General features: G+C 58.9%; 23 protein-coding genes. 9 read left to right on the top strand and 14 right to left on the bottom strand.

Features of this window, described 5'->3' with window-relative positions; genetic code table 11:
- Positions 1–116 precede the first annotated feature (116 nt).
- Positions 117–2,405, bottom strand: a complete 2,289-nt coding sequence (parC, locus tag ACL2XP_RS02215) for a DNA topoisomerase IV subunit A (protein ID WP_413736951.1) — start codon at positions 2,403–2,405, stop codon at positions 117–119.
- A 221-nt stretch (positions 2,406–2,626) separates the two neighbouring features.
- On the opposite strand from parC, the gene ACL2XP_RS02210 reads away from it, so the two are divergent.
- From ACL2XP_RS02210 to ACL2XP_RS02180, 7 genes are all read left to right on the top strand, one after another.
- Positions 2,627–3,208 carry an NAD(P)H-dependent oxidoreductase gene (locus ACL2XP_RS02210; protein WP_413736950.1) on the top strand — a complete coding sequence of 194 codons (582 nt, stop codon included), beginning with the start codon at positions 2,627–2,629 and terminating at the stop codon, positions 3,206–3,208.
- Between the two features lie 44 nt (positions 3,209–3,252).
- A complete protein-coding gene (locus tag ACL2XP_RS02205; RefSeq protein WP_413736949.1) occupies positions 3,253–3,564 on the top strand; it encodes a putative quinol monooxygenase in 312 nt (103 codons plus the stop codon).
- 793 nt (positions 3,565–4,357) lie between these two features.
- The gene (locus ACL2XP_RS02200; RefSeq protein ID WP_413736948.1) at positions 4,358–5,881 is read left to right on the top strand and encodes a sugar ABC transporter ATP-binding protein; all 1,524 of its coding nucleotides are present in this window, start codon (positions 4,358–4,360) and stop codon (positions 5,879–5,881) included.
- A complete protein-coding gene (locus ACL2XP_RS02195) occupies positions 5,878–6,876 on the top strand; it encodes an ABC transporter permease (protein ID WP_413736947.1) in 999 nt (332 codons plus the stop codon). Before ACL2XP_RS02200 ends, ACL2XP_RS02195 begins: the two co-directional genes overlap by 4 nt.
- Before the next feature lie 244 nt (positions 6,877–7,120).
- A complete protein-coding gene (gene glpT, locus ACL2XP_RS02190; RefSeq protein WP_413736946.1) occupies positions 7,121–8,476 on the top strand; it encodes a glycerol-3-phosphate transporter in 1,356 nt (451 codons plus the stop codon).
- Positions 8,477–8,781: 305 nt separating this feature from the next.
- Positions 8,782–9,852, top strand: coding sequence for a sugar ABC transporter substrate-binding protein (locus ACL2XP_RS02185; protein ID WP_413736945.1), 1,071 nt, complete (start codon positions 8,782–8,784; stop codon positions 9,850–9,852).
- Positions 9,853–9,864: 12 nt separating this feature from the next.
- Positions 9,865–11,115, top strand: coding sequence for an LVIVD repeat-containing protein (locus ACL2XP_RS02180; RefSeq protein WP_413736944.1), 1,251 nt, complete (start codon positions 9,865–9,867; stop codon positions 11,113–11,115).
- A gap of 258 nt (positions 11,116–11,373) precedes the next feature.
- On the opposite strand, the gene mtnK is transcribed toward ACL2XP_RS02180, so the two are convergent.
- Positions 11,374–12,585: an S-methyl-5-thioribose kinase gene (mtnK, locus tag ACL2XP_RS02175; protein WP_413736943.1), complete on the bottom strand. Its 1,212-nt coding sequence runs from the start codon at positions 12,583–12,585 to the stop codon at positions 11,374–11,376.
- Between the two features lie 94 nt (positions 12,586–12,679).
- On the opposite strand from mtnK, the gene mtnA reads away from it, so the two are divergent.
- Positions 12,680–13,711 carry an S-methyl-5-thioribose-1-phosphate isomerase gene (gene mtnA / locus ACL2XP_RS02170; protein ID WP_413736942.1) on the top strand — a complete coding sequence of 344 codons (1,032 nt, stop codon included), beginning with the start codon at positions 12,680–12,682 and terminating at the stop codon, positions 13,709–13,711.
- A 63-nt stretch (positions 13,712–13,774) separates the two neighbouring features.
- On the opposite strand, the gene ACL2XP_RS02165 is transcribed toward mtnA, so the two are convergent.
- The 12 genes from ACL2XP_RS02165 to nudF form a co-directional block, all read right to left on the bottom strand.
- Positions 13,775–14,347 carry a 1,2-dihydroxy-3-keto-5-methylthiopentene dioxygenase gene (locus ACL2XP_RS02165; RefSeq protein WP_413736941.1) on the bottom strand — a complete coding sequence of 191 codons (573 nt, stop codon included), beginning with the start codon at positions 14,345–14,347 and terminating at the stop codon, positions 13,775–13,777.
- Positions 14,344–15,033, bottom strand: coding sequence for an acireductone synthase (gene mtnC, locus ACL2XP_RS02160; protein ID WP_413736940.1), 690 nt, complete (start codon positions 15,031–15,033; stop codon positions 14,344–14,346). The genes ACL2XP_RS02165 and mtnC overlap by 4 nt, the downstream gene beginning before the upstream one ends.
- Positions 15,030–15,644 (bottom strand): methylthioribulose 1-phosphate dehydratase, encoded by a 615-nt coding sequence (locus tag ACL2XP_RS02155; RefSeq protein ID WP_413736939.1) that lies wholly within the window; start codon positions 15,642–15,644, stop codon positions 15,030–15,032. Before ACL2XP_RS02155 ends, mtnC begins: the two co-directional genes overlap by 4 nt.
- 207 nt (positions 15,645–15,851) lie before the next feature.
- Positions 15,852–17,150, bottom strand: coding sequence for an MFS transporter (locus ACL2XP_RS02150; protein WP_413736938.1), 1,299 nt, complete (start codon positions 17,148–17,150; stop codon positions 15,852–15,854).
- A 3-nt stretch (positions 17,151–17,153) separates the two neighbouring features.
- On the bottom strand, positions 17,154–17,489 hold the full coding sequence (locus ACL2XP_RS02145; RefSeq protein ID WP_413736937.1) for a hypothetical protein: 336 nt from the start codon (positions 17,487–17,489) through the stop codon (positions 17,154–17,156).
- Positions 17,486–18,436 (bottom strand): DUF6772 family protein, encoded by a 951-nt coding sequence (locus ACL2XP_RS02140; RefSeq protein ID WP_413736936.1) that lies wholly within the window; start codon positions 18,434–18,436, stop codon positions 17,486–17,488. The genes ACL2XP_RS02145 and ACL2XP_RS02140 overlap by 4 nt, the downstream gene beginning before the upstream one ends.
- Positions 18,437–18,768: 332 nt before the next feature.
- Positions 18,769–19,512 carry a GntR family transcriptional regulator gene (locus ACL2XP_RS02135; protein ID WP_413736935.1) on the bottom strand — a complete coding sequence of 248 codons (744 nt, stop codon included), beginning with the start codon at positions 19,510–19,512 and terminating at the stop codon, positions 18,769–18,771.
- Between the two features lie 86 nt (positions 19,513–19,598).
- Positions 19,599–21,494 (bottom strand): DNA topoisomerase IV subunit B, encoded by a 1,896-nt coding sequence (gene parE / locus ACL2XP_RS02130; protein WP_413736934.1) that lies wholly within the window; start codon positions 21,492–21,494, stop codon positions 19,599–19,601.
- 95 nt (positions 21,495–21,589) lie between these two features.
- Complete coding sequence (gene yqiA / locus ACL2XP_RS02125) at positions 21,590–22,171, bottom strand: esterase YqiA (RefSeq protein WP_413736933.1); 582 nt, start codon at positions 22,169–22,171, stop codon at positions 21,590–21,592.
- Positions 22,171–22,998: a 3',5'-cyclic-AMP phosphodiesterase gene (gene cpdA, locus ACL2XP_RS02120; protein ID WP_413736932.1), complete on the bottom strand. Its 828-nt coding sequence runs from the start codon at positions 22,996–22,998 to the stop codon at positions 22,171–22,173. The genes yqiA and cpdA overlap by 1 nt, the downstream gene beginning before the upstream one ends.
- Positions 22,999–23,025: 27 nt before the next feature.
- On the bottom strand, positions 23,026–23,451 hold the full coding sequence (locus tag ACL2XP_RS02115) for a DUF1249 family protein (RefSeq protein WP_413736931.1): 426 nt from the start codon (positions 23,449–23,451) through the stop codon (positions 23,026–23,028).
- Positions 23,451–24,083, bottom strand: coding sequence for an ADP-ribose diphosphatase (nudF, locus tag ACL2XP_RS02110; RefSeq protein WP_413736930.1), 633 nt, complete (start codon positions 24,081–24,083; stop codon positions 23,451–23,453). The genes ACL2XP_RS02115 and nudF overlap by 1 nt, the downstream gene beginning before the upstream one ends.
- Positions 24,084–24,306: 223 nt before the next feature.
- Between nudF and tolC the strand changes: the two genes are divergently transcribed.
- On the top strand, positions 24,307–25,854 hold the full coding sequence (gene tolC / locus ACL2XP_RS02105) for an outer membrane channel protein TolC (RefSeq protein WP_413736929.1): 1,548 nt from the start codon (positions 24,307–24,309) through the stop codon (positions 25,852–25,854).
- Positions 25,855–25,918 lie beyond the last annotated feature (64 nt).

The raw sequence follows: 25,918 nt of genomic DNA, 5'->3' as shown, positions 1-25,918 counted from the left end.
CAAAATACACGGTTATTCCCGGCGCGGCGCCGATAACACTTGCGCAAAACTGCGCTTTGGTCCTCCCAAGTCCGGCGCGCGCACCCTGCTGGATGCGCGCGCCGGCAAGCGGATCGCTACTGGCCTGACGGCGGCGCGTCGTCGCTAGTGGCCGCGTCCAGCGGATCGTCCACTTCCACCCGGTCGATGCGCTGCAGGCCGCGGGGCAGCAGCGTACCTTTGCGGCCGCGTTCGGCACGGTATTTCTGCAAGTCTTCCGGACGTAAGGTGAGTTTACGTTTGCCGACATAAAACGTCACCGATGCCTTGGTGGACAGCAGCAACATCCTGGTCAGGCGATCGACCCCCGCCGCCGCGTCCGCCGCGGTAATGGACACGATCTTATTGCCCTTGCCTTTGGTCAGCTGCGGCAAATCGCTTACGGGGAATAACAATAACCGCCCGGCTTCGGTGATAACCAGCAGCAGTTGTTCTATCGTATCGCTGACCCACAGCGGGGGCATGACCTTGGCGTTATCCGGCAGGTTCAGCATCGCCTTGCCGGCCCGGTTACGCGCCACCAGATCGTCAAACGTACAGACAAAACCATAACCGGCGTCGGACGCCAGCAGCAGTTTGCGATCCTCGGTGCCGGTGAGCATCTGCTCAACGGTGGCGCCCGGCGGCAGGGTCAGCTTGCCGGTCAGCGGCTCGCCCTGCCCCCTGGCGGAAGGCAGTACCGACGGTTCCAGCGCGTAGCTGCGCCCGGTGGAATCGATAAACACCACCGGCTGGTTGCTTTTACCATGCACGGCGCTGAGGAAATTATCGCCGGACTTATAGTTCAGCGCGCTGGGGTCGATATCATGCCCTTTGGCGCTGCGCACCCAGCCCATGGTGGACAGCACGATGGTCACCGGCTCCGACGGCGTCAGTTCGTTCTCGGACAGGGCCTTGGCTTCGCCGCGTTGCACCAGCGGCGAACGGCGGGGATCGCCAAAGGCGGCGATATCCGCTTCGATTTCTTTTTTCAGCAAATTGCTCAGCTTGCGTTCCGACGCCAGGATGCCCTGCAATTTATCCCGCTCTTTTTCCAACTCCGCCTGTTCGCCGCGGATTTTCATCTCTTCGAGCTTGGCCAAATGGCGCAGTTTTAATTCGAGGATAGCATCGGCCTGGGTGTCGCTCAGCGCAAAGCGCTGCATGAGCTGCTGCTTCGGCTCGTCCTCGGTGCGGATGATATGAATCACTTCATCCAGGTTGAGGTAGGCGACCAGCAACCCCTGAAGGATATGCAGGCGGCGCAGCACTTTTTCCAGACGGTAATTCAGGCGGCGGCGTACCGTATCGCGGCGGTAAACCAGCCACTCGGTCAGGATTTCCAACAGATTTTTAACCGCCGGACGGGCGTCCAGGCCAATCATATTCATATTGATGCGGTAGCTGCGTTCCAGATCGGTAGTGGCGAACAGATGATGCATAACCTGCTCCAAATCAACCCGGTTGGAACGCGGCACCACCACCAGGCGGGTGGGATTCTCGTGATCCGACTCATCGCGCAGATCTTCCACCATCGGCAGCTTTTTCGCCCGCATTTGCGCGGCGATTTGCTCCAGCACCTTGGCGCCGGAAACCTGGTGGGGCAAGGCGATAATCACCGCTTCGCCGTCCTCGATTTTCCACAGGGCGCGCATACGCACCGAACCCCGTCCGGTTTGGTAGATTTTACGGATCTCCTCAGGCGGGGTGATGATTTCCGCCTCGGTGGGAAAATCCGGCCCCTTCACATAATTAAGCAATTCTTCAAGCGGCGTGGAGGGTTTTTCCAGCAGCGCGATAATCGCGGCGCCGACTTCAGCGACATTATGGGGCGGAATATCCGTGGCCATGCCCACCGCGATACCGGTGGTGCCGTTCAGCAGGATATTGGGCAACCGCGCCGGCAACGTCTTCGGCTCTTGCAGCGTACCGTCGAAATTGGGGGCGTAATCCACCGTGCCCTGCCCCAGCTCGCCCAGCAGCAATTCGGCGTATTTGGACAAACGGGATTCGGTATAACGCATGGCGGCGAAGGATTTGGGATCGTCCGGCGCGCCCCAGTTGCCCTGTCCGTCCACCAGCGGGTAGCGATAAGAAAAGGGCTGGGCCATCAGCACCATGGCTTCATAGCAGGCGCTGTCGCCGTGGGGATGATACTTACCCAAGACATCGCCCACGGTGCGGGCGGATTTCTTATACTTGGCGCTGGCGTTGAGCCCCAGCTCCGACATCGCATAAACGATGCGGCGCTGAACCGGCTTGAGGCCATCGCCGATAAACGGCAACGCGCGATCCATGATGACGTACATGGAGTAATTGAGGTATGCGTTTTCGGTAAATTTATGCAGCGCCAGGCGTTCTGCGCCGTCATGAGCCAAATCACTCATTGATCGTTGTTTCCTCTCACCGCGGCGTGGTCTGGTGGATAGCCACGCCCTTTGGTTTGGTGTAATAGCCCATGATACTACCTTATCCGCCCCCCGGCTGTCACAGGCCTTGATGGCGCGCCTTTATTGCGCCAGATGCAAAAATGTTCTGCCTGCCGCGCGCTTTTTCATCGGCGCGTTAGGGATTACACTGCCCGTTATCGAACTTAAGGCGGGATATTATGCAAAAGATACTGATTATTAACGCGGGTAAAAAATTCGCCCACTCCGACGGCGCGCTCAATAACACCATGACCGATGTCGCCATGACGACGCTGACCGCCGCCGGTCACGACGTGCGCGTCACGGTGGTGGATAAAGGCTATGACGTTGAACAGGAAGTCGATAACTACCTGTGGGCGGATACGGTGATTTACCAAATGCCCGGCTGGTGGATGGGCCAACCGTGGATACTGAAAAAATACATCGATGAGGTTTTCACCGCCGGCCACGGCCGCCTGTACGCCAGCGACGGGCGCACCCGTTCGGACGCCTCGAAAAAATATGGTTCGGGCGGCCTGCTGCAGGGCACCCATTATATGCTGTCGCTGACCTGGAACGCGCCGATGGAAGCCTTCACCGATCCGGAACAATTCTTTACCGGCGTCGGCGTGGACGGGGTTTACCTGCCGTTTCATAAGGCCAATCAGTTCCTCGGCATGTCGATGCTGCCGACCTTTATCCTGAACGACGTCATAAAGCAACCGCAAATAGAGCAAGACATCGTAAAATATCGCGAGCATCTCGGCCGCGTCTTTGGTTAACTATGTCGTCGAACCGACATATACACCCATAGACTGAGGAATCGATGATCACGGTAATTGCAGAAATCAAAGTGAAACCGGGACGAAGAGAAGCGGTTTTAGCTGCCATCCAGGCCCTTCGGCCCAACGTATTGGCCGAAGATGGTTGCAGTGAATATACTTTGCTGACCGACTATAAGGCGCAAGTGCCGTGGCGCAAGACCGCTCCAGACTCCATTTTTATGCTGGAGCAGTGGAAAAGCATCCGCCATCTTGAACAGCACCAACAAGCGCAGCATATGGATGACCACCGCGCTCATATCAGAAACGATGTAATGGACGTCACTTTTCATATCCTGGAAAAACGTACGGACTGATTATCGACGGCGGGTAATAATAAAGGGGGAGCAGGCTGCTCCCCCTTTATTTTGCCCAAAACGCCGTCCCAAGGCCCGCGACCACCGAACCCGCAGCGAGCCGTGTTAAAGGGAGAGCATGCCAATGAGGCCGAAGCGGCCATGGTTTTGCTGGCCGCCAGAGCGCCTCATGGCATGGCAGGCCCGCGAACACCGGACCCGCAGCGAGCCGGGTTAAAGGGAGAGCATGCCAGTGGGGCCGAAGCGGCCATGGTTTTCCCGGCCGCCAGAGCGCCTCATGGCATGGTAGGCCCGCGACCACCGGACCCGCAGCGAGCCGGGTTAAAGGGAGAGCATGCCAGTGGGGCCGAAGCGGCCATGGTTTTCCCGGCCGCCAGAGCGCCTCATGGCATGGTAGGCCCGCGAACACCGGACCCGCAGCGAGCCGTGTTAAAGGGAGAGCATGCCAATGAGGCCGAAGCGGCCATGGTTTTCCTGGCCGCCAGAGCGCCTCATGGCATGGTAGGCCCGCGAACACCGGACCCGCAGCGAGCCGTGTTAAAGGGAGAGCATGCCAATGAGGCCGAAGCGGCCATGGTTTTGCTGGCCGCCAGAGCGCCTCATGGCATGGTAGGCCCGCGACCACCGGACCCGCAGCGAGCCGGGTCAACGGAGAGCGCTCCCGGGTCAAGACCATTTTTATGTAGCTTATGCCATTTCCGTTATTGCCAAAACCGCCGCTTTCATGAAAGATTCCTCCATTCCCTAACGCTCTCCCTGGCAATGGTTGTCTGAAAAAGAGTTCTTCGCGCTCATGGCTACACTCCCATCCACAGTTCCGGCCCGGCTGGAAATGCGTAACATCTCCATCGCCTTCGCGGGTTTCCAGGCGCTGGAGCGGGTGGACTTCACCCTCGAAGGCGGCTCGATTCACGCACTTATCGGCGCCAACGGCGCGGGCAAATCCACCCTGATGGCCATCCTCTCCGGCACCCACAACCACTATCAGGGCGAAATCCTGATCGACGGCGAACCGGTCGCCATCCACTCCCCGCGCCAGGCTAAACAACTGGGCATCCACCTGGTACAACAGGAAGTGGATATCGCCCTGGTGCCCACCCTCACCGTCGGGGAAAATATCATGCTCGATCGGCTGGCGGAAGGCGGCCAGCTTTGCCGCTGGCCGCAGATCTACCGCCAGGCGGGCGCCCTGCTGGCCCAGCTCCAGGCCGACATCGACATCCATCAGCGCATCGACCGCTGTACCCTGGCGGAAAAACAGCAAATCTTACTGGCGCGCGCCCTGTCCCACCGCTGCCGCTTCCTGATCCTCGACGAACCCACCGCCCCGCTGGACCAGCATGAAAGCGAACGCCTATTCGCCGTCACGCGGCGTCTGCGGGCCGAAGGCATCGGCGTCGTATTTATCTCCCATCGCATTCACGAACTGGCCGCAACCTGCGATCGGCTGACGGTATTGCGCGACGGCCGCCGGGTCAGCGACGGCCCCATGGATGGCTTAAGCAGCGGACAGATTATAGAGAAAATGCTCGGCCACCCGCTGGACGCCATTTTTCCGCCCCCGCGCCCCGCCGGCGGCGGCGGGGAAACACTGCTCCAGGTCGAAGGACTGCACGACGACGCCCTGCTGCGCGACATCTCCCTCACCCTGCGCAAAGGCGAAATCCTGGGACTGGCCGGCCTGGCGGGTGCCGGCAAAACCGAACTGTGCAAGGCCCTGTTCGGCGCCTCGCCCGCCCGGATAAACCGCGGCCAACTGCTGGGCAAACCTTGGAAGCCCACCGCACCGCACGCCTCGGTCAGGCAGGGGCTGGCGCTGATCCCCGAGGAACGGCGCAAAGAAGGGATATTTATCCATGAAGCCATCCCCATGAACCTCAGCGTCAGCGCCGACAATACCTTTTCCCGCTGGGGCTGGTTTAATGCTGGCCAGTCGCGGCGCTGGGCGCAGCAAGTGGTGGATCGCCTGGGGGTGCGCGCCGCCGGGCTGGATCAAAAACTACAGCGCTTGTCGGGGGGCAATCAGCAAAAAGTAGCCATCGGCAAATGGCTGCGCGGCCACGCCGACGTGCTGATTTTTGATGAACCGACCAAAGGGGTGGACATCAAAGCCAAACAGGATCTGTTTGTGCTGATTGACGGATTGGCGCGCCAGGGTAAGGGCATTATTTATGCGTCGGGCGAATTCTCCGAACTGCTGGGCCTGTGCGACCGCATTTGCGTTATGTGGGACGGCCGCATCGTGGCCCAGGTGGACGCGCATGCAACGGACGAAGAGACGCTGTTACTGTATTCAACCGGAGGAACGCTACCGTGAGCAAAGAGATACCCCTGAAGGCAGGCGCCCTGCCATGGCGTCATCAGCTATTCGAATTTTTGTACCGCTGGGGCATGCTGCTCACGGTGGTCGCGCTGATCGCGCTGTTTGGGCTCGCGTCCGATAACTTCCTCGATCCCAATAATATCATCAATATTCTGCGCTCCATCGCCATCGTCACGGTGATTGCCATCGGCGTGTCCATTTCACTCTCGGTAGGCGGGTTTGATCTGTCGGTGGGGTCCACCGCCTCGCTGGCCAATGCGCTGGTGATTTCCATGTTTGTCTGGCATGGACTGGATACCACGTTCGCCATCGCGCTCACCCTGGCCATCTGTACCCTGGTGGGCCTGTTTAACGCTTTCTTGATCGTGGTGCTGAAGATCCCCGATATGCTGGCCACCCTCGGCACGCTCTTCGTAGTGCAGGGCGTGGCCATGACCTACAGCTTTGGCGGTTCGATTACCCAAAACATGGTGCTGCCGAGCGGCGATATGGCGGAAGGGGAAATCCCGGCGATATTCTCGACCCTGGGCCAGGTACCGGTGATCGTAATCATCATGCTGGCGGTCACGGTGGTGGTACAGCTCGGTTTATCCCTGACCAAACACGGGCGCCGGATGTACGCCATCGGCGGCAATCCCGAAGCGGCCCGGCTGGCCGGCATCCGCACCGCCCGCTACCGCGTACTCGCCTACGTCATCTCCTCCCTGCTGGCCGCGCTGGGGGGCATTTTGCTGGCCTCGCGCATCGGCTCGTCCCAGGTCAACGCCGGCGGCGGTTATCTGATGGATGCGGTGGCGGCCGCCTATATCGGTTTTTCGCTGGCCGGTTCCGGCAAGCCCAACGCGCTCGGCACCCTGGTCGGCGCGGTCATCCTGGGCGTATTGCAAAATGGCCTGGTGATGATATCGGTGCCCTATTATGCCATGGATATTATCAAGGGCCTGGTGCTGGCCGCCGCGCTGGCCATCACCTATATCCAGCGCCGCTAAACCGGTTGCGGCGCGCGCCATAACCGGCCTGCGTCGCCCACCATCGGAGCACGGCCCGGCCCGATAACCCTGGCGCCGCCGCTGTTACTATCAAAATTCCCTCCGGTTCTATCAGCTTATGAATATCCGCCCCGACCGGCGCCACGGTTCGGGACGCCGATGCGCGACTTTGCCTCCCTCCCCCGTCATACTTTCGCCCCTGTCATGCCTCGAACAGACCATTTTCAACATCACCGGAGACTCAATGCTAAGTTTGTTTAAACCCGCCGTGCATAAACCCCGCATATCAGACCAACGGATCGACCCTCTCTACCGCCGCCTGCGCTGGCAAATTTTCTTCGGTATCTTTTTCGGTTATGCCGCCTACTATCTGGTGCGTAAAAATTTTGCCCTGGCGATGCCCTTTCTGGTGGAGCAAGGTTACAGCCATGGCGATCTGGGCGTCGCATTCTCGGCCATCTCCATTGCTTACGGTATCTCCAAATTTGTCATGGGATCGGTTTCCGATCGCTCCAATCCGCGGGTCTTCTTACCGGCCGGCCTGGTTTTGGCCGCGTCGGTGATGCTGTTTATGGGGTTGGTACCCTGGGCCACCTCAAGTATCGCCATTATGTTCGTACTGCTGTTCGCCTGCGGGTGGTTTCAGGGCATGGGCTGGCCGCCCTGCGGGCGCATCATGGTCCATTGGTGGTCCCATAAGGAACGCGGTACGGTGGTATCGGTGTGGAACTGCGCCCATAACGTCGGCGGCGGTATTCCGCCGCTGCTGCTGCTGTTGGGGATGATATGGTTCAATGACTGGCACAGCGCGTTTTATATGCCGGCCATCGCCGCCATCGTCATCGCGGCGGCGGCCTTGGTACTGATGCGCGATACGCCGCAATCCTGCGGCTTACCCCCCATAGAGGAATATAAGCACGATTATCCGGCCAATTACGATAAGCAATCCGCCGAAGCTGAACTCAGCACTAAACAAATCCTGCAAAAATATGTATTTCCAAACAAACTGTTATGGTACATCGCCCTGGCCAATGTGTTTGTTTACCTGTTGCGCTACGGCATCCTCGACTGGTCGCCCACCTATCTGCGGGAAGTGAAGCAGTTCACCCTGGATAAATCCTCCTGGACCTATTTTTTCTATGAATATGCCGGTATCCCGGGCACGCTGCTGTGCGGCTGGATGTCCGATAAGGTGTTCAAGGGCAACCGCGGCGCCACCGGTATGTTTTTTATGGCGCTGGTGACCCTGGCCACGGTGGTCTATTGGCTCAATCCGGTGGGCAATCCCGGCCTGGATATGCTGTGCATGATCGTCATCGGCTTTCTGATTTACGGCCCGGTGATGCTGATCGGGCTGCATGCGCTGGAGCTGGTGCCTAAAAAAGCCGCGGGCACCGCCGCCGGGTTTACCGGCTTGTTCGGTTATCTTGGCGGTTCGGTGGCCGCCAGCGCCATCGTGGGTTATACCGTGGATTACTGCGGGTGGAACGGCGGTTTTATCGTCATGATCGCCGGATGTTTGCTGGCGGTGATCCTGCTTGGCATGACGATGCTGAGCGAGAAAAAACATCGCCGGATGATAGCCCTGGCGACGCCCTGAAGCCGGTCCTCCCCGGCAGGGACCCCGCGCGGCGCGATTGCTGGCCGGACGCGTGCCTGAAGCCGGCCGCGCAACCGCGGCATTAACCGTGGCACTAACCGTGGCATTGAAACGCCACGGTTTTTTTCCGTTGCAAACAAACTAATTGGCATAACGTCATCCAAAAAGTCATAAGGGAAAGCATTTCCTGTAACCCGGGCTCCGGCTATGATGCAAGGCATTATCAAACAGACATCCAGACATAAAGGCATCTGTTGTAGTTGCCCGCACCCTGGCATGGTTTTGCACACTTGACGGAGCCGTTGATGAAAAAGATATTGTCCCCGCTGCTGGCCCTGAGCCTGCTGGCCGGCCTGCCGGCCTTTGCCGCCGCCCCCGCGCCTATCCCCGCGGCCATTGCCCAGCATAACGGTCCGATCCGCATTGCGGTCATCCGCAACCTGGGATCGGATGACAACACCACGCAGTTTGTTTCGGGGGTTATCGAGGAAGGGAAAAAGCTGGGCTTTAAAGTCAGCACCTTTTTAAGCAACGGCGACGACGCCCGCTTCCAGGATTTCGTTAATCAGGCCATTACCCAGAAATACGACGGCATTATCCTGTCCCAGGGCCGCGATCCGTATTCCACCGAACTGGTAAAACGCATTACCGCCAGCGGCATCGCGGTGTCGGTATTCGATACGGCGGTTAACGGCACGGTGCCGGGCGTCACCGTCACCCAGCAGGATGACGCGTCGCTCACCCAGGCGTCCTTTGGCCAATTGGTCAAGGATTTCAACGGCAAAGCCGATATCATCAAACTCTGGGTGGCCGGATTCCCGCCTATGGAGCGACGCCAGGCCGCCTACAAAACCCTGTTGCAGGCCAATCCGGGCATACATGAACTGGAATCCATCGGCGCCGTGTCGTCCGACGTCCAGGGCGATACCGCCAATAAAGTCGGCGCGGTGCTGGCCAAGTACCCCAAAGGGAAAATCGACGCGATTTGGGGCACCTGGGATGCCTTTAGCCAGGGCGCTTATAAGGCGCTGAAAGAAAACGGCCGCACGGAGATCAAACTCTACAGCATCGATATCTCCAATCAGGATTTGCAACTCATGCGCGAATCCGGCAGCCCATGGAAAGTCAGCGTCGCGGTTGACCCCAAGCTGATCGGCAAGATCAACCTGCGCCTGGTCGCCAATAAAATCGCCGGCGAAGCGACGCCGGCCACCTATGATTTTGGCGCGGCCACCATCCCCCAGGCCCTGGTGGCCAGCCAGCCGGGCGCGGTGAATATGGCCTCGCTGGCTAAAATTATTCCGGGATGGGGCCAGACGGATGATTTCGTCGCCCCCTGGTTCGCCACCCTTGAAGCGGCGCACGCCACGAAGTAAGGAGTCATCCCCATGGCAGACCAGCAATTCGCCGCTCCCGACTATAGCCGGAATATGCGGCTGCTTAGCCACAGCGACCAGGGCGGTAAACCCGACGGCGTACAGGTCATGGTGCATCGCGGTTATGCTTATATAGGGCATATGGTTTCGCAGGGGGTGTCCATCGTGGATGTGCGCGATGTGAAACATCCGCGACCGGCCGGTTTTATCGCCGCCCCGCCCGGTACCTGGAACGTGCATTTACAGGCCCATGACGATCTGCTGCTGGTGATCAACGCGCGCGATCTGTTTGCCGACGCGCGTTTTGCCGATGAAAAGGTCTATTACACCCGCTCGGTCGCGGATACCGTCAGCGCGGGCCGTACCGAACGGGGCTGGAGCGCCGGGCTGCGTATTTTTGATATTTCAGTGCCCGATCGGCCGCGTGAAATCGGCTTTTTGTCCCTCAACGGTATCGGCATTCACCGCATCTGGTACGTAGGCGGGCGCTGGGCGTATGTCTCGGCCCTGCTGGACGGTTATAGCGACTATATTTTCCTGACCATCGATTTGGCGGACCCGACCAAACCCGCAGTGGCCGGACGCTACTGGCTGCCCGGCATGTATACCGCCGGGGGCGAGCAGCCTGGTTGGCCCCAGGGCAAGCGTTATGCGCTGCATCATGCCATTATTAGCGGCGACACCGCCTACGGCAGCTGGCGCGACGGCGGTCTGACCCTGCTGGATATTAAAGATCGCACGCAGCCCAAGCTGATCGCCCATCGCAACTGGAGTCCGCCGTTCGGCGGCGGCACCCATACCGCTTTGCCCCTGCCGGATCGGGATCTGCTGATCGTGCTGGACGAGGCGGTGCTGGATAACCAGGAGGACGGGGAGAAACTGATTTGGGTATTTGATATTCGCACGCCGTCAAACCCGGTGAGCATCGCCACCTTTCCCCAACCCGATGAAATCGATTACGTGCAAAAAGGGGCGCATTTCGGCCCGCATAACCTGCATGAAAACCGGCCGGGCAGTTTTATCAGTTCTACGCTTATCTTCGCCACTTATCAAAATGCCGGGGTGCGGGCCTATGATATCAGCGATCCCTACCATCCCCGGGAGACCGGCGCACTGGTGCCGGCGGCGCCGGCGGTCCTGATGGACCAGCGTCCGGGCAGGCCGAAGGTTATCCAGTCTTGCGACGTATTTGTGGACGCACAGGGAATTATCTACTGTACGGATTACAACGCGGGGCTGTCGATTATTGAATATCAGGGATGAAGCATGGGGTGACAGGCGTCCGCAGGTTGGCCCGCGGACGCCGCGCAGGGCTTAGAAAATCAGTTTAAACACACCGGTGAGGGTCAGCAATCCAACAATAAAGATAATCGCAATAATCCACAGAAATATTTTCATTCCCTTTCCTTCTTGGTTGGGTTGTTGTTATATCGTACTTAAGTCGATGATATCGTTATTTCAGTATAGAAGAAGAAAATGGAAATGCAGCGGACCGGCGGAAAAAATGCCGGCCCGCCCGGGTTATCCGTTTTGGCGGATACGGGCAATCAGCGCATCGGCATCGGGGATATGCCCCGCGGCCAGGATCAGCGTCCTGCCCAGGCTCAGGGCGTGACGCTGGCATTCATGCCGCATGGCCTCATCGGTTATGCCGTCCAAATCGGCCACATGGGCGAAACCGATGGTGCGGCGAATCAGCTCGGTGCCGCAATACCCCACCGCGTCTTGCCAGACCTGTGATAAAAACCGCTGCGCATAGCCCGGCTCGGCCAGCATGACGTCCGCGGTTTGCTCCGCCGCCAGCGCCAAAAAACCTTCGTTGAACGCCAGCCATAGCTCGCGCGCGTCCCGCAGCCGCTGCTCGCGTCCGGCCGCCGCCTCGCGCATGGCCAGCAGGCCCGGCAGACCGCAGTAATTGAGCAGTAAATTGCCGATGGCGACGCCCAGATCAAAGCCGATGGGACCGTAAAAACCAAATTCCGCGTCAATCACCTTTAACCGGCCCTCGGCGACAAACACCGATCCGCTGTGAACATCGCCATGCAGCAGCGCTTCCGCTTTGCTGAAGAACCGGTGCTTTAACCCGGCGACCGCCGCTTTAAGCGCGCCGTCGCCGCGCAGGGACGCCACTTCGGCCTCCAGCGCGGACGGATAGGCGTTACGTTCGTGGACGCGATACGGCTCGGTGAAAAACAGATCCTCGGTAATCTGGCACATTTCCGGGTTGATAAAACGAGCCACCTCGGCTTTTTTTACCTGGGGAGGCTGATGGAAATCGGACGTATGGAACAGCACCTGCGCCAGATATTCCCCCAATTGGCGGGCGGCCTGGGGGTAATAAGCGCCCTTGAGCAATTCTTGCCGCCAGATCATGAAATCGGAGAGATCTTCTTGAATCATTACCGCCAACGCCGGGTCATGATGTAATACTTTAGCCGTATGCCGCGGGCAAAAGCGTCCATGGACCAGCAGGGTTTCGGCTTCGATCCTGGCCCGGTCGAGCGTCAGCGGCCAGGACTCGCCGAAACAGCGCACATAGGGCAGCGCCTGCTTGACGATGACCCGGCTGATACCCTGCCCGTCGAGGATCTTAAATACCAGGTTAAGGTTGCCGTCGCCCACTTCCAGGGCATCCACCAGGCTGGCCGGATCGTCGAGTCCGCTGTAGCGGGGGGCATGACGGCGGGCATATTCCACGGCCCCGGCGGCGGTAAGGGTATGGTAATCCGACATAAAACACCTCAAACGTTTAGACGTCTATACTTCTTTACGCCATGTTGGCAGAATACGCAAATAGATGCAATAACCCAAAAGGACTTAACATCTGATGCAAACCCTTAACGCCACCAGCCTGCAAATTCGCGATAACCGATTATGGATTCTGGACCAGCAGGCATTGCCGCAGGAGAAGATTTGGTGCGCCACCGACCAGGTGGCGGAACTGGTGGATCATATTCGCGCACTGCGGGTGCGGGGGGCGCCGCTGATTGGCCTGTCCGCCAGTTTGTTGCTGGCGCTGCTGGCCGAAAAGGGCATGGCGCGGGCGCAACTGCGCCAGGCGCTGTCGGTGTTGCGCGACGCCAGGCCCACCGCGGTGAACCTGATGAATAATCTCGCGCGCATGGGCCAGGCGCTGGAGCAGGAGGCATATGCCGGGGCCATGGTCGCCGAGGCGCAGCGATTAGTAGAAGAAGATCGGGCGCTGTGCCTGGCCATTGCCGGGCACGGCACGGGGCTGGTGGGGCCGGGCAGCCGTTTGCTGACCCACTGCAATACCGGCGGGCTGGCCACCGCCGGTATCGGCACCGCGCTTGGGGTTATCAGACAAGCCGCAGAGCAGGGCAAGGTGCGGCAAGTCTGGGTGGATGAAACCCGTCCGTTGCTGCAGGGCGGGCGCCTGACGGCCTGGGAGCTGGGCGAGCTGGGCATCCCGTATACGCTGATTTGCGACGCCATGGCCGCCGGCCTGATGGCCCGGGGCGAGGTGGATGCCGTCTGGGTCGGAGCGGATCGCATTGCCGCCAATGGCGACGTGGCCAATAAAATCGGCACCTATAGCCTGGCGGTGCTGGCGCGTTTTCACGAGATACCGTTTTATGTCGCCGCCCCGCACACCACGCACGACCCCCACTGCCCGGACGGCGCCGCCATCCCCATAGAGCAGCGCTCCGCCGCCGAAGTGACCGGGGTCAGCGGTAGTTTCGGCAGTTGCCGCTGGGCGCCGGATAATGCGCAGGTGTATAACCCGGCGTTTGATGTAACTCCCGCCGCTTTAATCAGCGGCTGGGTGCTGGATACCGGCATCGTCACGCCGCAGCAGGCGCAGGGGGGGATCTTCCGCCAGGCGCTGGCGCAGTAGGGGGCCGCCCGTTCCCCGTGCCGGTAGGGGACGGGGTCTGAAGGCCGGGCCGGCGGACGAGGTTTACCGGGGGGCGGCCTCGCGCCCCACGCGCGGTTCTAAGCGAGGATAGCTATCGGCGATGGCATCGCCGGTGAATTTGGCGACCCAGCCTTCCGGGTTATCAAAAACGCGGATGGCGGTGAAGTGGGGCTCGGCCCCCATATCAAACCAATGGGGCGTACCGGCGGGTACCGAGATCAAATCATTTTTCTCGCACAGGATCTGCCAAATTTTGCCCTGCAAATGCAGGCAAAACAGACCGGCCCCTTCCACAAAGAAGCGCACTTCATCCTCGCCGTGGGTATGCTCGGACAAAAACTTGGCGCGCAGCTCCTCGCGCTGGGGATGATCGGCGCGCATGCCGATCACATCCCAGCTCTGGTAGCCTTTTTCCGCCACCAGCCGGTCGATGGCATGCTGGTAAGCGGCCAGCACGTCGGCCGGCTGCGGGCTTTGGCCCAGATCGCGGTCGGCCTGCCAGCGCTCGAAACGCACGCCGATCGCGTTAAGCTGCTGGCGGATGGCGTCGGCGTCGCGGCTGTGCCATACCGGCTGGCCGGGATCGGTATCGGTAAAAACGGTTAATGCGCTCATCGGGCTATCTCCTGTAAGTCAATCTGGTCAAAACGGTTAACCTGGGGATGAAGAGAGCCGGCAACCGGCTCGTCGCGCACCAGCTGGCAGGTGCGCCAGCCCGCCGCGCGGGCGGCATCCAGTTCCTGGGTTATATCCGAAAGAAAGAGTATTTCGCCGGCGGGCAGCCGCAGTTTGCCGGCGATGGCGCGATAGGAGGCCGCCTCCCGCTTGGCGCCGACGCGGGTGTCGAAATAACCGCTGAACAGCGGGCGCAAATCCCCGGCGTCGCTATAGCCAAATAGCAACTGTTGCGCCTCTACCGAACCCGATGAGTAAACATACAGCCGCAGCCCTTGCCGTTGCCATTGCGCCAGCGCGGGCGCCACATCGGGATAGAGGTGGCCGAGAAAGTCGCCTTGCAGGTAACCTTCGCGCCAAATCAGGCCCTGCAAGGCTTTCAGGGCGGTGGACTTGCGATCTTCATCCATAAAACCAAACAGCGTGGCAATCAGGGTTTCGGTATTGGCGCCGCTTTGCCTGATTTCCTGGCGCAGCCCGGCCAGCGCCCGCGCCACTTCCGGCAGCGCGGCATGCCGCCGCACAAAACCCGCCAGCCGTTCACGGGCGTACGGGAACAGCACCTGGTGGACAAACCGGATATCGCTGGTGGTGCCTTCAATATCGGTAACGATGGCCGCAATCATTTTGCCTCCAGCAGCCGGCGCTGCAACTCGCATTGAAACAGGAACTCCAGGCCTTCCAGATGGCGGCGCGCCTCCTCCACGTTCCGCCCCCAGCAATACAGGCCGTGTCCGCGCACCAGGAAACCAAAACGCAGCGGGTCGGCTTCATGGCGGGACGCCACCCGCGCCGCCAGCGCGGCGATATCCTGGTCGTTGTCAAACAGGGCAATCGCCACCGTCTCCAGATGGCTGCGCACCCCGGCGAGGGATTTTTGCATTTCGTACCCGGACAATATCAGCCCCGGCCCCGGCTCAACCCGGGACAGCACCGTGGCGTTGACCGAATGGGTGTGTAAAATGGCCCCCACCGCCGGCAGGCTGCGATAAACCAGGGTATGCAGGCCGGTCTCGGCGGACGGCGTGCGCGGGTCGTCGACGCGGCCGGTGGCGATATCCACCGGCAGAAAATCGTCCGCCCCCAATTCGCCCTTATTTTTACCCGATTCGCTGATCAGGAAGCGCTGCGCGTCAAAACGTACCGACATATTGCCGCCGGTCGCCGGGCACCATCCCCGGGCTCCGATCCAATGGCATGCGTCCACCAGCGCGGCTAATTGCCCATTGTCTGCCATGTTCGTCCCTCTCCCGTTGCGCTATTTCCCCGAACGAATTTTCCGTAAGGCCTGTTTTTAGCCGTTTAACCATCTGAATGGCTTGATAGCCAAATAGTAACATCGGGCTAATGCGGCGGCAACACCACGTTAGCAAAGGAGGATTATAGGTAAAAGACGTGCCGGCGAGCGGTTAAAACCTGCCACCGCCCGACGGGCGGTGAGTGGTTAATATTCGGATGTTGCGGTTTGGGTAATGCGCTCCGGTTCGCTTGCGCCGTCGCCGCGCAGTATCAGGGCGCCAATCGCCGCCAGCACGCCGAGCGCAATGGCGTAAAATGCCACGGGCAGCCACGAACCGCCGGCGCTGCTTTGCAGGGCCAGTGCGATAAAGGGCAGCGTACCTCCGGCGATCGCCCCGGCCAGTTCACGACTGCTCGCCATGCCGGTATAGCGGATATGCGGCGGAAAAGCTTCCGACAATATCGCGGCCTGCGCGCCCAGCATCGCATCGTTGCATAGGCAATAAATCAAAAACATGCCGAGCCAGATCAGGCCTTGTTCGCCGGTATTGAGCAATAAAAAGAACGGAACCATTAACAGAGCCAGACCCAGCGCCCCCGCCAGGAACACGCGTTTAGCGCCGAATTTATCGCTCAGCGCGCCGGCGGAAGGAATGGTAACGAACTTGATGAAATTGCAGATCATCACCCCCACTACGCCGATATTTTTATCCACTCCGACCTGGGTCACCAGATAAGTCAGGGCAAATGCGGAGGGCAAATAGGAGGAGACGTTGGGACCGATGCTCAATAAAAACGCGCCGATGAAATTACGCGGTTTACGCTGGATCATTTCCACCAGCGGCATACGCTTGGGGGGCGCCGACGCTTTGGCCGCGCGGAACTCCGGGCTTTCCGCCACGCCGGTTCGAATCCAGATCCCCACAATGCCGATCAGCAACGAGGCGACAAATGGAATACGCCAGCCCCAATCGATCATATCGTCTTTGGGTAACTGCTGAACGGCGATAATGGCGAGGCTGGCTATAATCGAACCCAGCGCATTGCCGGCGCCGGGAATCGACGCGAACAGGCCGCGATTTTTTTTCCCGGCGTGCTCAGCGGAAAGCAGCACCGCGCCGGAGTATTCTCCCCCGGCCGCGAATCCCTGCCCCAGCCGGCAGATAACCAGCAACACCGGCGCGGCTATGCCGATGGAGTGATAAGCGGGGATCAGGCCAATTGCCGTAGTGGACACCGCCATCAGCACCAGCGTGAAAAACAGCATGCCGCGTCGCCCGAATCTATCACCGAGCGATCCGACGATAAGGCCGCCGAAAGGCCGGGCGAAAAAGCCGACGCCAAACGTAGCGAAGGATGCGAGGATGGCATACGCGCCGGTCATCTCCGGGAAAAATACATACGGGAAAATCAGCGCGCTCGCCATGCCATAGAGCGCAAAGTCGTACCACTCCAAAGCGGTGCCGACGGTGGAAGCCAGTGCGGAACGTCTTCTATCGGACATACATTACCCCTTGAGAGCAAGATGCAGCGTAATCATAGCGGTGCGGGCCGCGCCTTCCAGGGTTAATTTCACCCGCAGCCAGCCGCCGAAATGGGTTTGTCGCAATGCGTACAGCCCGCTGTGCGCCACGGTAAGTTCCCCTGCGGGCGCATCCACCCAATGAATACCATCGGGGGATATTTGCGGCTGGACCAGAGCCCGTTCGAAGTTCGCCTGGTCGGGATGCAGGTTAAGAAAAAAAATCGCCTCATTGGCCCAACCACATTCATAGGGTTCACTGGCAAAGGCGGCATTGATGGGCTGGCGCAATTCTACGACTGAGGTATAAAACTCTTTCATGATCCGGCTCCTGGCCGATTAATTTGATCAACGTAGCCGTCGGTGGAAATAACGACCGAATCCAGGAATAGGAATACCCGGCGGTTGGCGCCGGTTTCAATAAAGAATACGGGGTTTAATAATCCCGTGATGCCTTTATATTCCGGAGCCAAGGTCGGTTGCTTGCCACGTAAATCCATGACTTTATCCATACACTGCAATTCGACATATTCGCGACGCGAAACATCAATGGTAAGGCGTAAATACATCCAGTTGATTTTATCGTCAGCCTCGTTAGCCACTAAATCCTGGCCGCCATTTTCAATCCACTGAAACCCATCGCCGGACCCGTCGGCCTGGCGCTGCCCGTACCATTGCCCATCCACGCCCACCTTATGCCAGCCATCATGGCCGTAATTCCAGCGCCGATGATCCACCTCTTCATTCACATGGAAATATTGCCAGCGCTTAATGTATTCCCCATCCGCCGCATTAACATAACGAACGCCGGGCATCCAGCGATTGCCCTGGCTCTGCAGGTCGAAAAAGCAGCCAAACGCCCGTACATCCCTGTCCCCCAGCCCCGCCACCGATGGCTCGGGCGTATAGGTAAACCAGGTTTCCAACTGTAATAAATGCAGGCTGCCCGGCACCGCCATCCGTTTGATAGCCAGTCCCATGCTGCCCGGGGCCGGCGGCCGATCGATGGGAGCGCTGTTGGCGCGGGTGGTTAATTTCAACGACCGGCCGCCGCTCATCGCGCCATGGGTGCCCATCATCGGAAACGTGGCGGAAGAGAGCATGGTCGGCCCCCAGTGGATTAAATCGATTTCTTCCGAATGCGGGGCAAACCCGGCTTTGACAAAGTTAGGCCGTAGATCCAGCCAGCCGCAATAGCCGTTATTAAATTGGTCTGACGTAATAATACGCGATAGCGGGTTGTACTTTGATAATAAAGGGTCGAGCATGATGTTTCCCCTGTGGCATATTATGGATGCAGCAATGGCTGCCATAGTTAATTGGTAATGGCATTGGGTATTGACGTCCGGATGTGATTATTGTCTGCCGGTCAATATAAAGGGCAGCGTTAAACTTCATGGTCTGGATTACGAAAGTATTATTTCATCATATCGGGACTTTGAGGCCGGGATATAAACCAGCATAGCCTGGAACCTAAATTTTGGTACAGCCAATTTATGAAAATATGAGAGATAGCACGCAAAATGGCGCCCAAAAGGGTAATCTTGTTATTTTGGTCAAACCAATAATCGCGTGCCGCCCCAAGCGGCAAACGGCGGGGTTAACGGTCGGGGTCCAGCGGGGTCGAGGGGAAAAGGTAGCCGTCGAAATCGTCGGCGCCGCGATCGGTCAGCGCCAGCATTTTATTTTTAACATTTTCCAGATGCTGCCACATGGCGCGTTTTGCGCCTTTCGCGTCGCGATGCTGGATAGCTTGCAAAATACGCAGGCGATCTTCAAACCACTCCCAGCGCGCGCTGAAATCGCTGGTATCGTGATGCCGTCCCTGCCACATGCCGGCGCGCTGGCGCAATTTCCAGCTTTCCGCAACAATGGCCACCAGCGCGCTATTTTGTGTCGCGACGGCGACGAGATAGTGGAAATGTTCGTCCGTGTCGTCGGTGATGATGCCGGAGGACAGCTGATCGCGCTCTGCTTCGACCGCCTTACGCAGTTCCAGAATATCCGATTTAGTGGCATTAAGGGCGGCAAACGAAGCGATTTCGCTTTCCAGCAGTTGCCTGGCCTGCAGCAACTCGAAAACGCCGCAGCTGACGCTGTCGGAAGCCGCCGGGGCGGATGACGGCGCCTGGGGGCGGGGGGGAAGGACATAAACCCCCGAGCCTTTGCGGATATCGACCACCTGCTCCAGCTCCAGCAAAATCAACGCTTCGCGCACCACGGTACGGCTGACATTAAAATCTGCCGCGATAGTGCGTTCGGGGGGTAATTTGTCCCCCGACTGGTAATCGCCCCGGTTAATCGCTTCGCGCAATCTATGACCGATCTGCTGGTAGAGTCTCATCGCATTTCCATTACGGCTAAACAGAGTTATGGCCAGGACCAAAACGCGGTGCGGGCAGTTCTATAAATCCGCTGCCCGCGTTGAGGTCATACGTCGATTTCGGCCTCGTCGCCTTTTTCCTGGAGCCAGTTGCGCCGATCTTCAGAACGTTTTTTCGCCAGCAACATATCCATCATCGACAGGGTCTGCTGCATATCCGCTTCGTCGATGGTCAGTTGCACCAGCCGGCGGGTATTGGGATCGAGCGTGGTTTCGCGCAGTTGGAGCGGGTTCATTTCGCCCAGCCCTTTAAAGCGCTGCACGTTCGGCGTACCTTTTTTGCGTTTCAGTTGCTCCAGCACCCCGGCTTTTTCGCTCTCGTCGAGGGCATAAAACACTTCTTTGCCCAAATCGATGCGATATAGCGGCGGCATGGCGACATACACATGCCCCCCTTTCACCACCGCGCTGAAGTGGCGCACGAACAGCGCGCACAGCAGGGTAGCGATATGCAGGCCGTCGGAGTCGGCATCCGCCAGAATACAGATCTTGCCGTAACGCAGCTGGGTAAGATCGTCGCTGTCGGGATCGATGCCGATCGCCACCGAAATATCATGCACTTCCTGCGAGGCCAGCACTTCGTCGGAGGACACTTCCCAGGTATTGAGGATCTTGCCCTTGAGCGGCATGATCGCCTGGTACTCGCGATCCCGCGCCTGCTTGGCCGATCCGCCGGCGGAGTCCCCTTCCACCAGGAACAGCTCGGTACGCGCCAGATCCTGCGCGGTGCAGTCCGCCAGCTTGCCGGGCAGCGCCGGGCCGCTGGTGAGTTTTTTACGCACCACCTTTTTCGAGGCGCGCAGGCGCCGCTGGGCGCTGGCCACGGCCAATTCAGCCAGCTGCTCGGCGATCTGGGTATTCTGGTTCAGCCACAGGCTGAAGGCGTCTTTCACCACCCCGGACACGAAAGCGGCGCACTGGCGCGATGACAGGCGCTCTTTGGTCTGGCCGGCAAACTGCGGGTCCTGCATCTTCACCGACAGGACATAGGCGCAGCGTTCCCAGATATCCTCCGCCGACAGCTTGACGCCGCGCGGCAGAATATTGCGGTATTCGCAAAAATCGCGCATGGCGTCCAGCAGCCCCTGGCGCAGCCCGTTGACATGGGTACCGCCCTGGGGAGTGGGGATCAGGTTGACGTAGCTTTCGGTGAGCAGTTCGCCCCCCTCCGGCAGCCAGAGCAGCGCCCAATCCACGGTTTCGGTTTCGCTGGCGAACGCGCCGACAAACGGCGCCTCGGGCAGGGTAATCAACCCATTGATCGCCTGGTTGAGGTAATCGGTCAGGCCCGCCTCGTAGCACCAGCGGGTTACGGTGTTATTCACCCGATCGTCAAACACGATTTCCACGCCCGGGCACAGCACCGCCTTCGCTTTAAGCAAATGGGCCAGGCGGGAGGCTGAAAAACGCGGACTGTCGAAAAACTGCGGGTCGGGCCAGAAATGAACGCTGGTGCCGGTATTGCGCTTGCCGCAGGTGCCAATCACCGACAGGTCTTCCACCTTGTCGCCATTCTCAAATGCGATGGCGTAGATATTGCCGTCGCGGCGCACCGTGACATCCACCCGGGTGGACAGCGCATTGACCACCGAAATGCCGACGCCGTGCAGCCCGCCGGAAAATTGGTAGCTCTTGTTGGAGAATTTGCCGCCCGCATGCAGCCGGCACATAATCAGCTCCACCGCCGGCACGCCCTCTTCGGTGTGGATATCCACCGGCATGCCGCGGCCGTCATCGGTGACTTCCAGCGATTGGTCGGGGTATAAAATCACATCGACGCGCCGGGCGTGCCCGGCCAGCGCTTCATCCACGCTGTTATCGATGACTTCCTGCCCCAGGTGGTTGGGGCGGGTGGTATCCGTATACATACCGGGACGGCGGCGTACCGGTTCAAGACCGCTTAGCACTTCTATCGCATCGGCGTTATAACTTGATTGAGTCATGGCTTAGATCGTATTTCGTGACAAATTGTTGGAGAGCCTACCGCAAAGCGCACCCGCTCGGGAAGCGTTATTCGCGTGGCTCGGACGGCGGCGATTCAGGCCGGGTTCAGCCCCAGGAAGTCGATAATGGGCGCGAAAAAATGGTCGAACCCCACAAAAGCGTGATTGCCTCCCGACTCCACGGTTTGCCGGCAATGGGTGTAATACTCCTGCGCCTGCCGGTAATCCAGCACCTCGTCGCCGGTTTGTTGCAGCAGCCAGATCAGATCCGGCGACTCCAGCTTTTCGACCTGCATCAGCTTCAGATCATAGATATGACGCGACTCTAGCACATAACGTTCGCCGGTGTAGGGATTCTGGTTTTCGCCCAAATAGTCCGCCAGCAGCTCGAAAGGACGCACCGCCGGATTGACCACCACCGCCGGCACCATAAAGGATTGCGACAGCCAGGTAGCGTAATAGCCGCCCAGGGAAGAGCCGACAATGCCAAGGGGTTCGCCCGCCCGATCCATCACCAGCGACTCGATTAATTCCGCCGTCTCGGCGGGATAAACCGGCAACTGCGGAACGAGCATCTCGATGCCCGGATGGTGTTGTTGCAACCAGGCTTTCAAGGATGTGGCTTTGGCGGAAGCGGGAGAGCTGTTGAAACCGTGAAGATAAAGCAGGACTGCCATTAATAGCCTTCCGAATCGGTATCAGGCAAATACTCGGCGGCGGTTAACCGATGAACCTCGGTCGTCAGCGTGCCGTCAGGGTGCAAATCGAGGTAACGCCAGCCCGGAGCGATGGGATCGATGGTGAAATTTGTACAGTGGGGTTTAAACTGCACGCAGGTGGAAGGCGAAGCCAATACGCGCCGGCCATGCCAGTCGACATCCAGTTCCTGGTGAATATGGCCGCACAGCAAGGTGGTGACGCGCGGGAAATTCTCCAGCACCGCCGCCAGCATATGCGCATTGCGCAGGCTGTGCTGGTCCAGCCAGATGCAGCCCGACGCGAACGGATGATGATGCAGCAGTAGCAGCGTATAGCGCTCCGGTTGCGAACGCAGGGCTTTATCCAGCCATTCCAGCTGATAGTCGCTGAGTTCGCCGTGCGGAACGCCGAACACCTGGCTATCGAGCAGGATCAATTGCCATTGATCCCCGAGCAACACGTGCTTTGAGGGCGAAATGCCGCATTCATCCAGCGCCTTGACCATGGCCGGCTGGAAATCATGATTACCGGGCAGCCAGACGCAGGGCGCGGGCAAGCGGGCAATGCCCCGGGCAAAATGCTGGTAGGCCTCAAGCGAATGATCCTGAGCCAAATCTCCCGTAGCAGCCACCAAATCATACGGCAGCCCTTCGGCTTCAACCGCATCCAGCACCGCGCTATAGCTCCGGTAGGTATTAACCCCGAGCAGCGCTTCATCCTCACCGGCAAACAGATGAGTGTCTGTGATTTGTAAAATCCTGATAATGGCCCCATGCGCCGCAGGAAGTGTCAACAGGCTTTCCAAAGGGTATCCTTGATTATTGAAATCTGTCTAACAAACAGGAACCGCCATCGCCCCATACGCTAAACAATAGCGTAGCCAATCCGCAAGGAATTGGTTGATTTGATGTTTTTCGTCACGTTGATGTAACTTTTTATTAGGGTAATCATACCTTGCCTTGAAACGATAGATCTGCTGGCTGGAACACACTTCCGCAACCATGGCGTCGCGATAGAGCCGCACGCTCATGGACGGCAGGCTCCAGAAACTGACCAGCGGCTCGGTCTGCAAGATCTGCACCAGGGTAGTATACCGGGTCGCCTCCAGGATAGTCAGGCGATAACTCGCGCCGTTGACCTGATAGGTTATCTGGTCGCCCACTTCATTGGTACGCGGCAACAGGCGGCGCAGCTGGGCGAAGTTAGTTTCGCACAAACGCATCATTTCAGGGAAATCAGGGGTGTAGCGCTTGATCATTAATCGGCCCACTCTTTTCTTAAGGATTCATGGTGCAATGCCAGCCATTGCAAGGCAATGACGGAGGCCGCGTTATCGATGACGCCTTCTTCAACCCAGCGGTAAGCCTGCTCGCGGCTGACCACGTGAAGCCGGATATCTTCGTTTTCTTCCACCAATCCGTGGATGCCTTCGGCAGCCAGGGCGTTCACCTCGCCGACCATGACGGTCAGGCGTTCGCTGGTGCCGCCGGGACTCGCCAAATAGCTTAGCATGGGTTTACAACGCCCGATGTCCAGTCCCGCCTCCTCCTGCGACTCGCGCCGGGCCACGCCTTCCAGCGTTTCGCCGGGTTCGATCATACCGGCTACCAGCTCCAACAGCCAGGGGGTCGGACTGCTATCATAAGAGGCAATTCGTATTTGTTCCAATAATACAACTTCATCACGTACCGGATCATAGGGTAACAAGACCACGGCGTGTCCGCGCTCGAAAATTTCCCGGATCACTTCCCCGCTCATTTCGCCGTTGAACAGGCGGTGGCGAAACCGGTAGCGTTCCAAAGAAAAAAAACCGCTGTATAATTTTTCCCGCGCAATAATTTCTACATCTTTTTTACCAAAAGTTACCGGTGTATTTTTTGGTGAGGTCATGTTAAAGACTCCTTGGGGGATTAATTTGTCAAGATCGCCACCGGTGGGCAAATCACATTTCTCGCTAAATAGCCGGATTGTGATAAATTTGCATCACAGATCTAAGATGGCACATTAAGCCACCTCCTACTTCTGGCAGACTCTGATAGAATCGGGCACTATTTACTGGCTTTTTTGTCGACAGCGCTACCATAGCAATTTTGCTGTATCAAAAGGAATGCAAATGAAGAAACTGCTCCCCCTTCTTATTGGACTGGGCCTCGTCGGCTTCAGTGCTGTAAGTCAGGCAGAAAATCTGCTACAGGTGTATCAGCAGGCACGATTGTCCAACCCGGACCTGCGCCAGTCCGCGGCCGATCGCGACGCGGCATTTGAAAAGATTAACGAAGCGCGCAGTCCACTATTACCGCAGCTCGGCCTGGGCGCGGATTACACTTATAATAACGGTTTTCGTGATATGAAGGATGTCAACTCCACCGCGGCCAGCGGCTCGCTGCAATTGACCCAAACCATATTCGATATGTCGAAGTGGCGCGCGCTGACGATCCAGGAAAAAACCGCCGGGGTGCAGGACGTCACTTACCAGACCGCGCAGCAAAACCTGATCCTCAATACCGCCACCGCCTATTTCAATGTGTTAAGCGCCATCGATACCCTCTCTTATACCGAAGCGCAAAAGCAGTCGATTTATCGCGAACTGGACCAGACCACCCAGCGCTTTAACGTCGGGCTGGTGGCCATTACCGACGTGCATAACGCCCGCGCCCAGTACGATCTGGTGCTGGCTAACGAAGTCACCGCCCGCAACGATCTGGACAATGCGCTGGAAACCCTGCGCCAGGTCAGCGGCAACTTTTATCCGCAGCTGGCGTCGCTGGATATCCAGCGTTTCGCCACCGAGCGTCCGCAGCCCATCGCCGGCCTGCTCAAACAGGCGGAAAACCGTAACCTGAACCTGTTAAGCGCCCGCCTGGCGCAGGATTTGGCGCGCGAAGAGATTCGCCTGGCTGAAACCGGCCATTATCCAACGCTGGGCCTTACCGCGTCTTCGTCGGTTTCCAACACTGATTATAACGGTTCCAGAACCGATAATAACGCCACTTACAGTAACAAGCGCATCGGGCAGAACGCCATTGGCCTAAGCCTGAGCGTGCCAATCTATTCCGGCGGTTCGGTGACGTCCCAGGTCAAGCAGGCCCAATATAGCTTTGTCGGCGCCAGCGAGCAGCTGGAAAGCGCCCATCGCAGCGTGGTGCAGACGGTACGCTCGTCGTTCAATAATATTTCGGCGTCCATCAGCACCATCGATGCGTACCAGCAGGCCGTGGTATCGGCGCAGAGCTCTTTGGATGCATCCCAGGCGGGTTATGAAGTGGGCACGCGCACCATCGTCGACGTACTGGATGCCACCACGACCTTATATAACGCCAAACGCGAACTGTCGAATGCCCGTTATACCTATGTGATCAACCAGCTGAGCCTGAAATCGGCCCTCGGCACCCTCAATGAAGGGGATATCCAGGCGCTGAGCGCGTCGCTGGGCCAGCCCATCGCCACCAGCCCGGAGCAGGTCGCGCCGGAAAACCCAGACCAGGTGGCCAAGGCCGAAGGCGTAAGCCCCAGCCAGACCGCCAGCGCGCCGCGCGCCAACCAAAGCCGGGCGGGCAGCCAGTCCCAGCAGCAAACCTCGGGGACGCAGGCCACCGCGGTCAGCGCCGCCGCGCCGGCATCATCCGCCGGCACCACCGGCCGCAATCCTTTCAGAAACTAAGGCCGAACAGGTGGACCACGCGTCCACCTGGCTCTCCCGGCGGCCAGCGGGCCCGCGCCTGTCC

Origin of the sequence: Sodalis sp. RH21 (assembly GCF_047324175.1) — a bacterium.
Classification (GTDB): Bacteria; Pseudomonadota; Gammaproteobacteria; order Enterobacterales; family Enterobacteriaceae; genus Acerihabitans.
The sequence above is the reverse complement of the archived record's forward strand: the minus strand, read 5'-3'. Positions and strand labels throughout refer to the sequence as shown.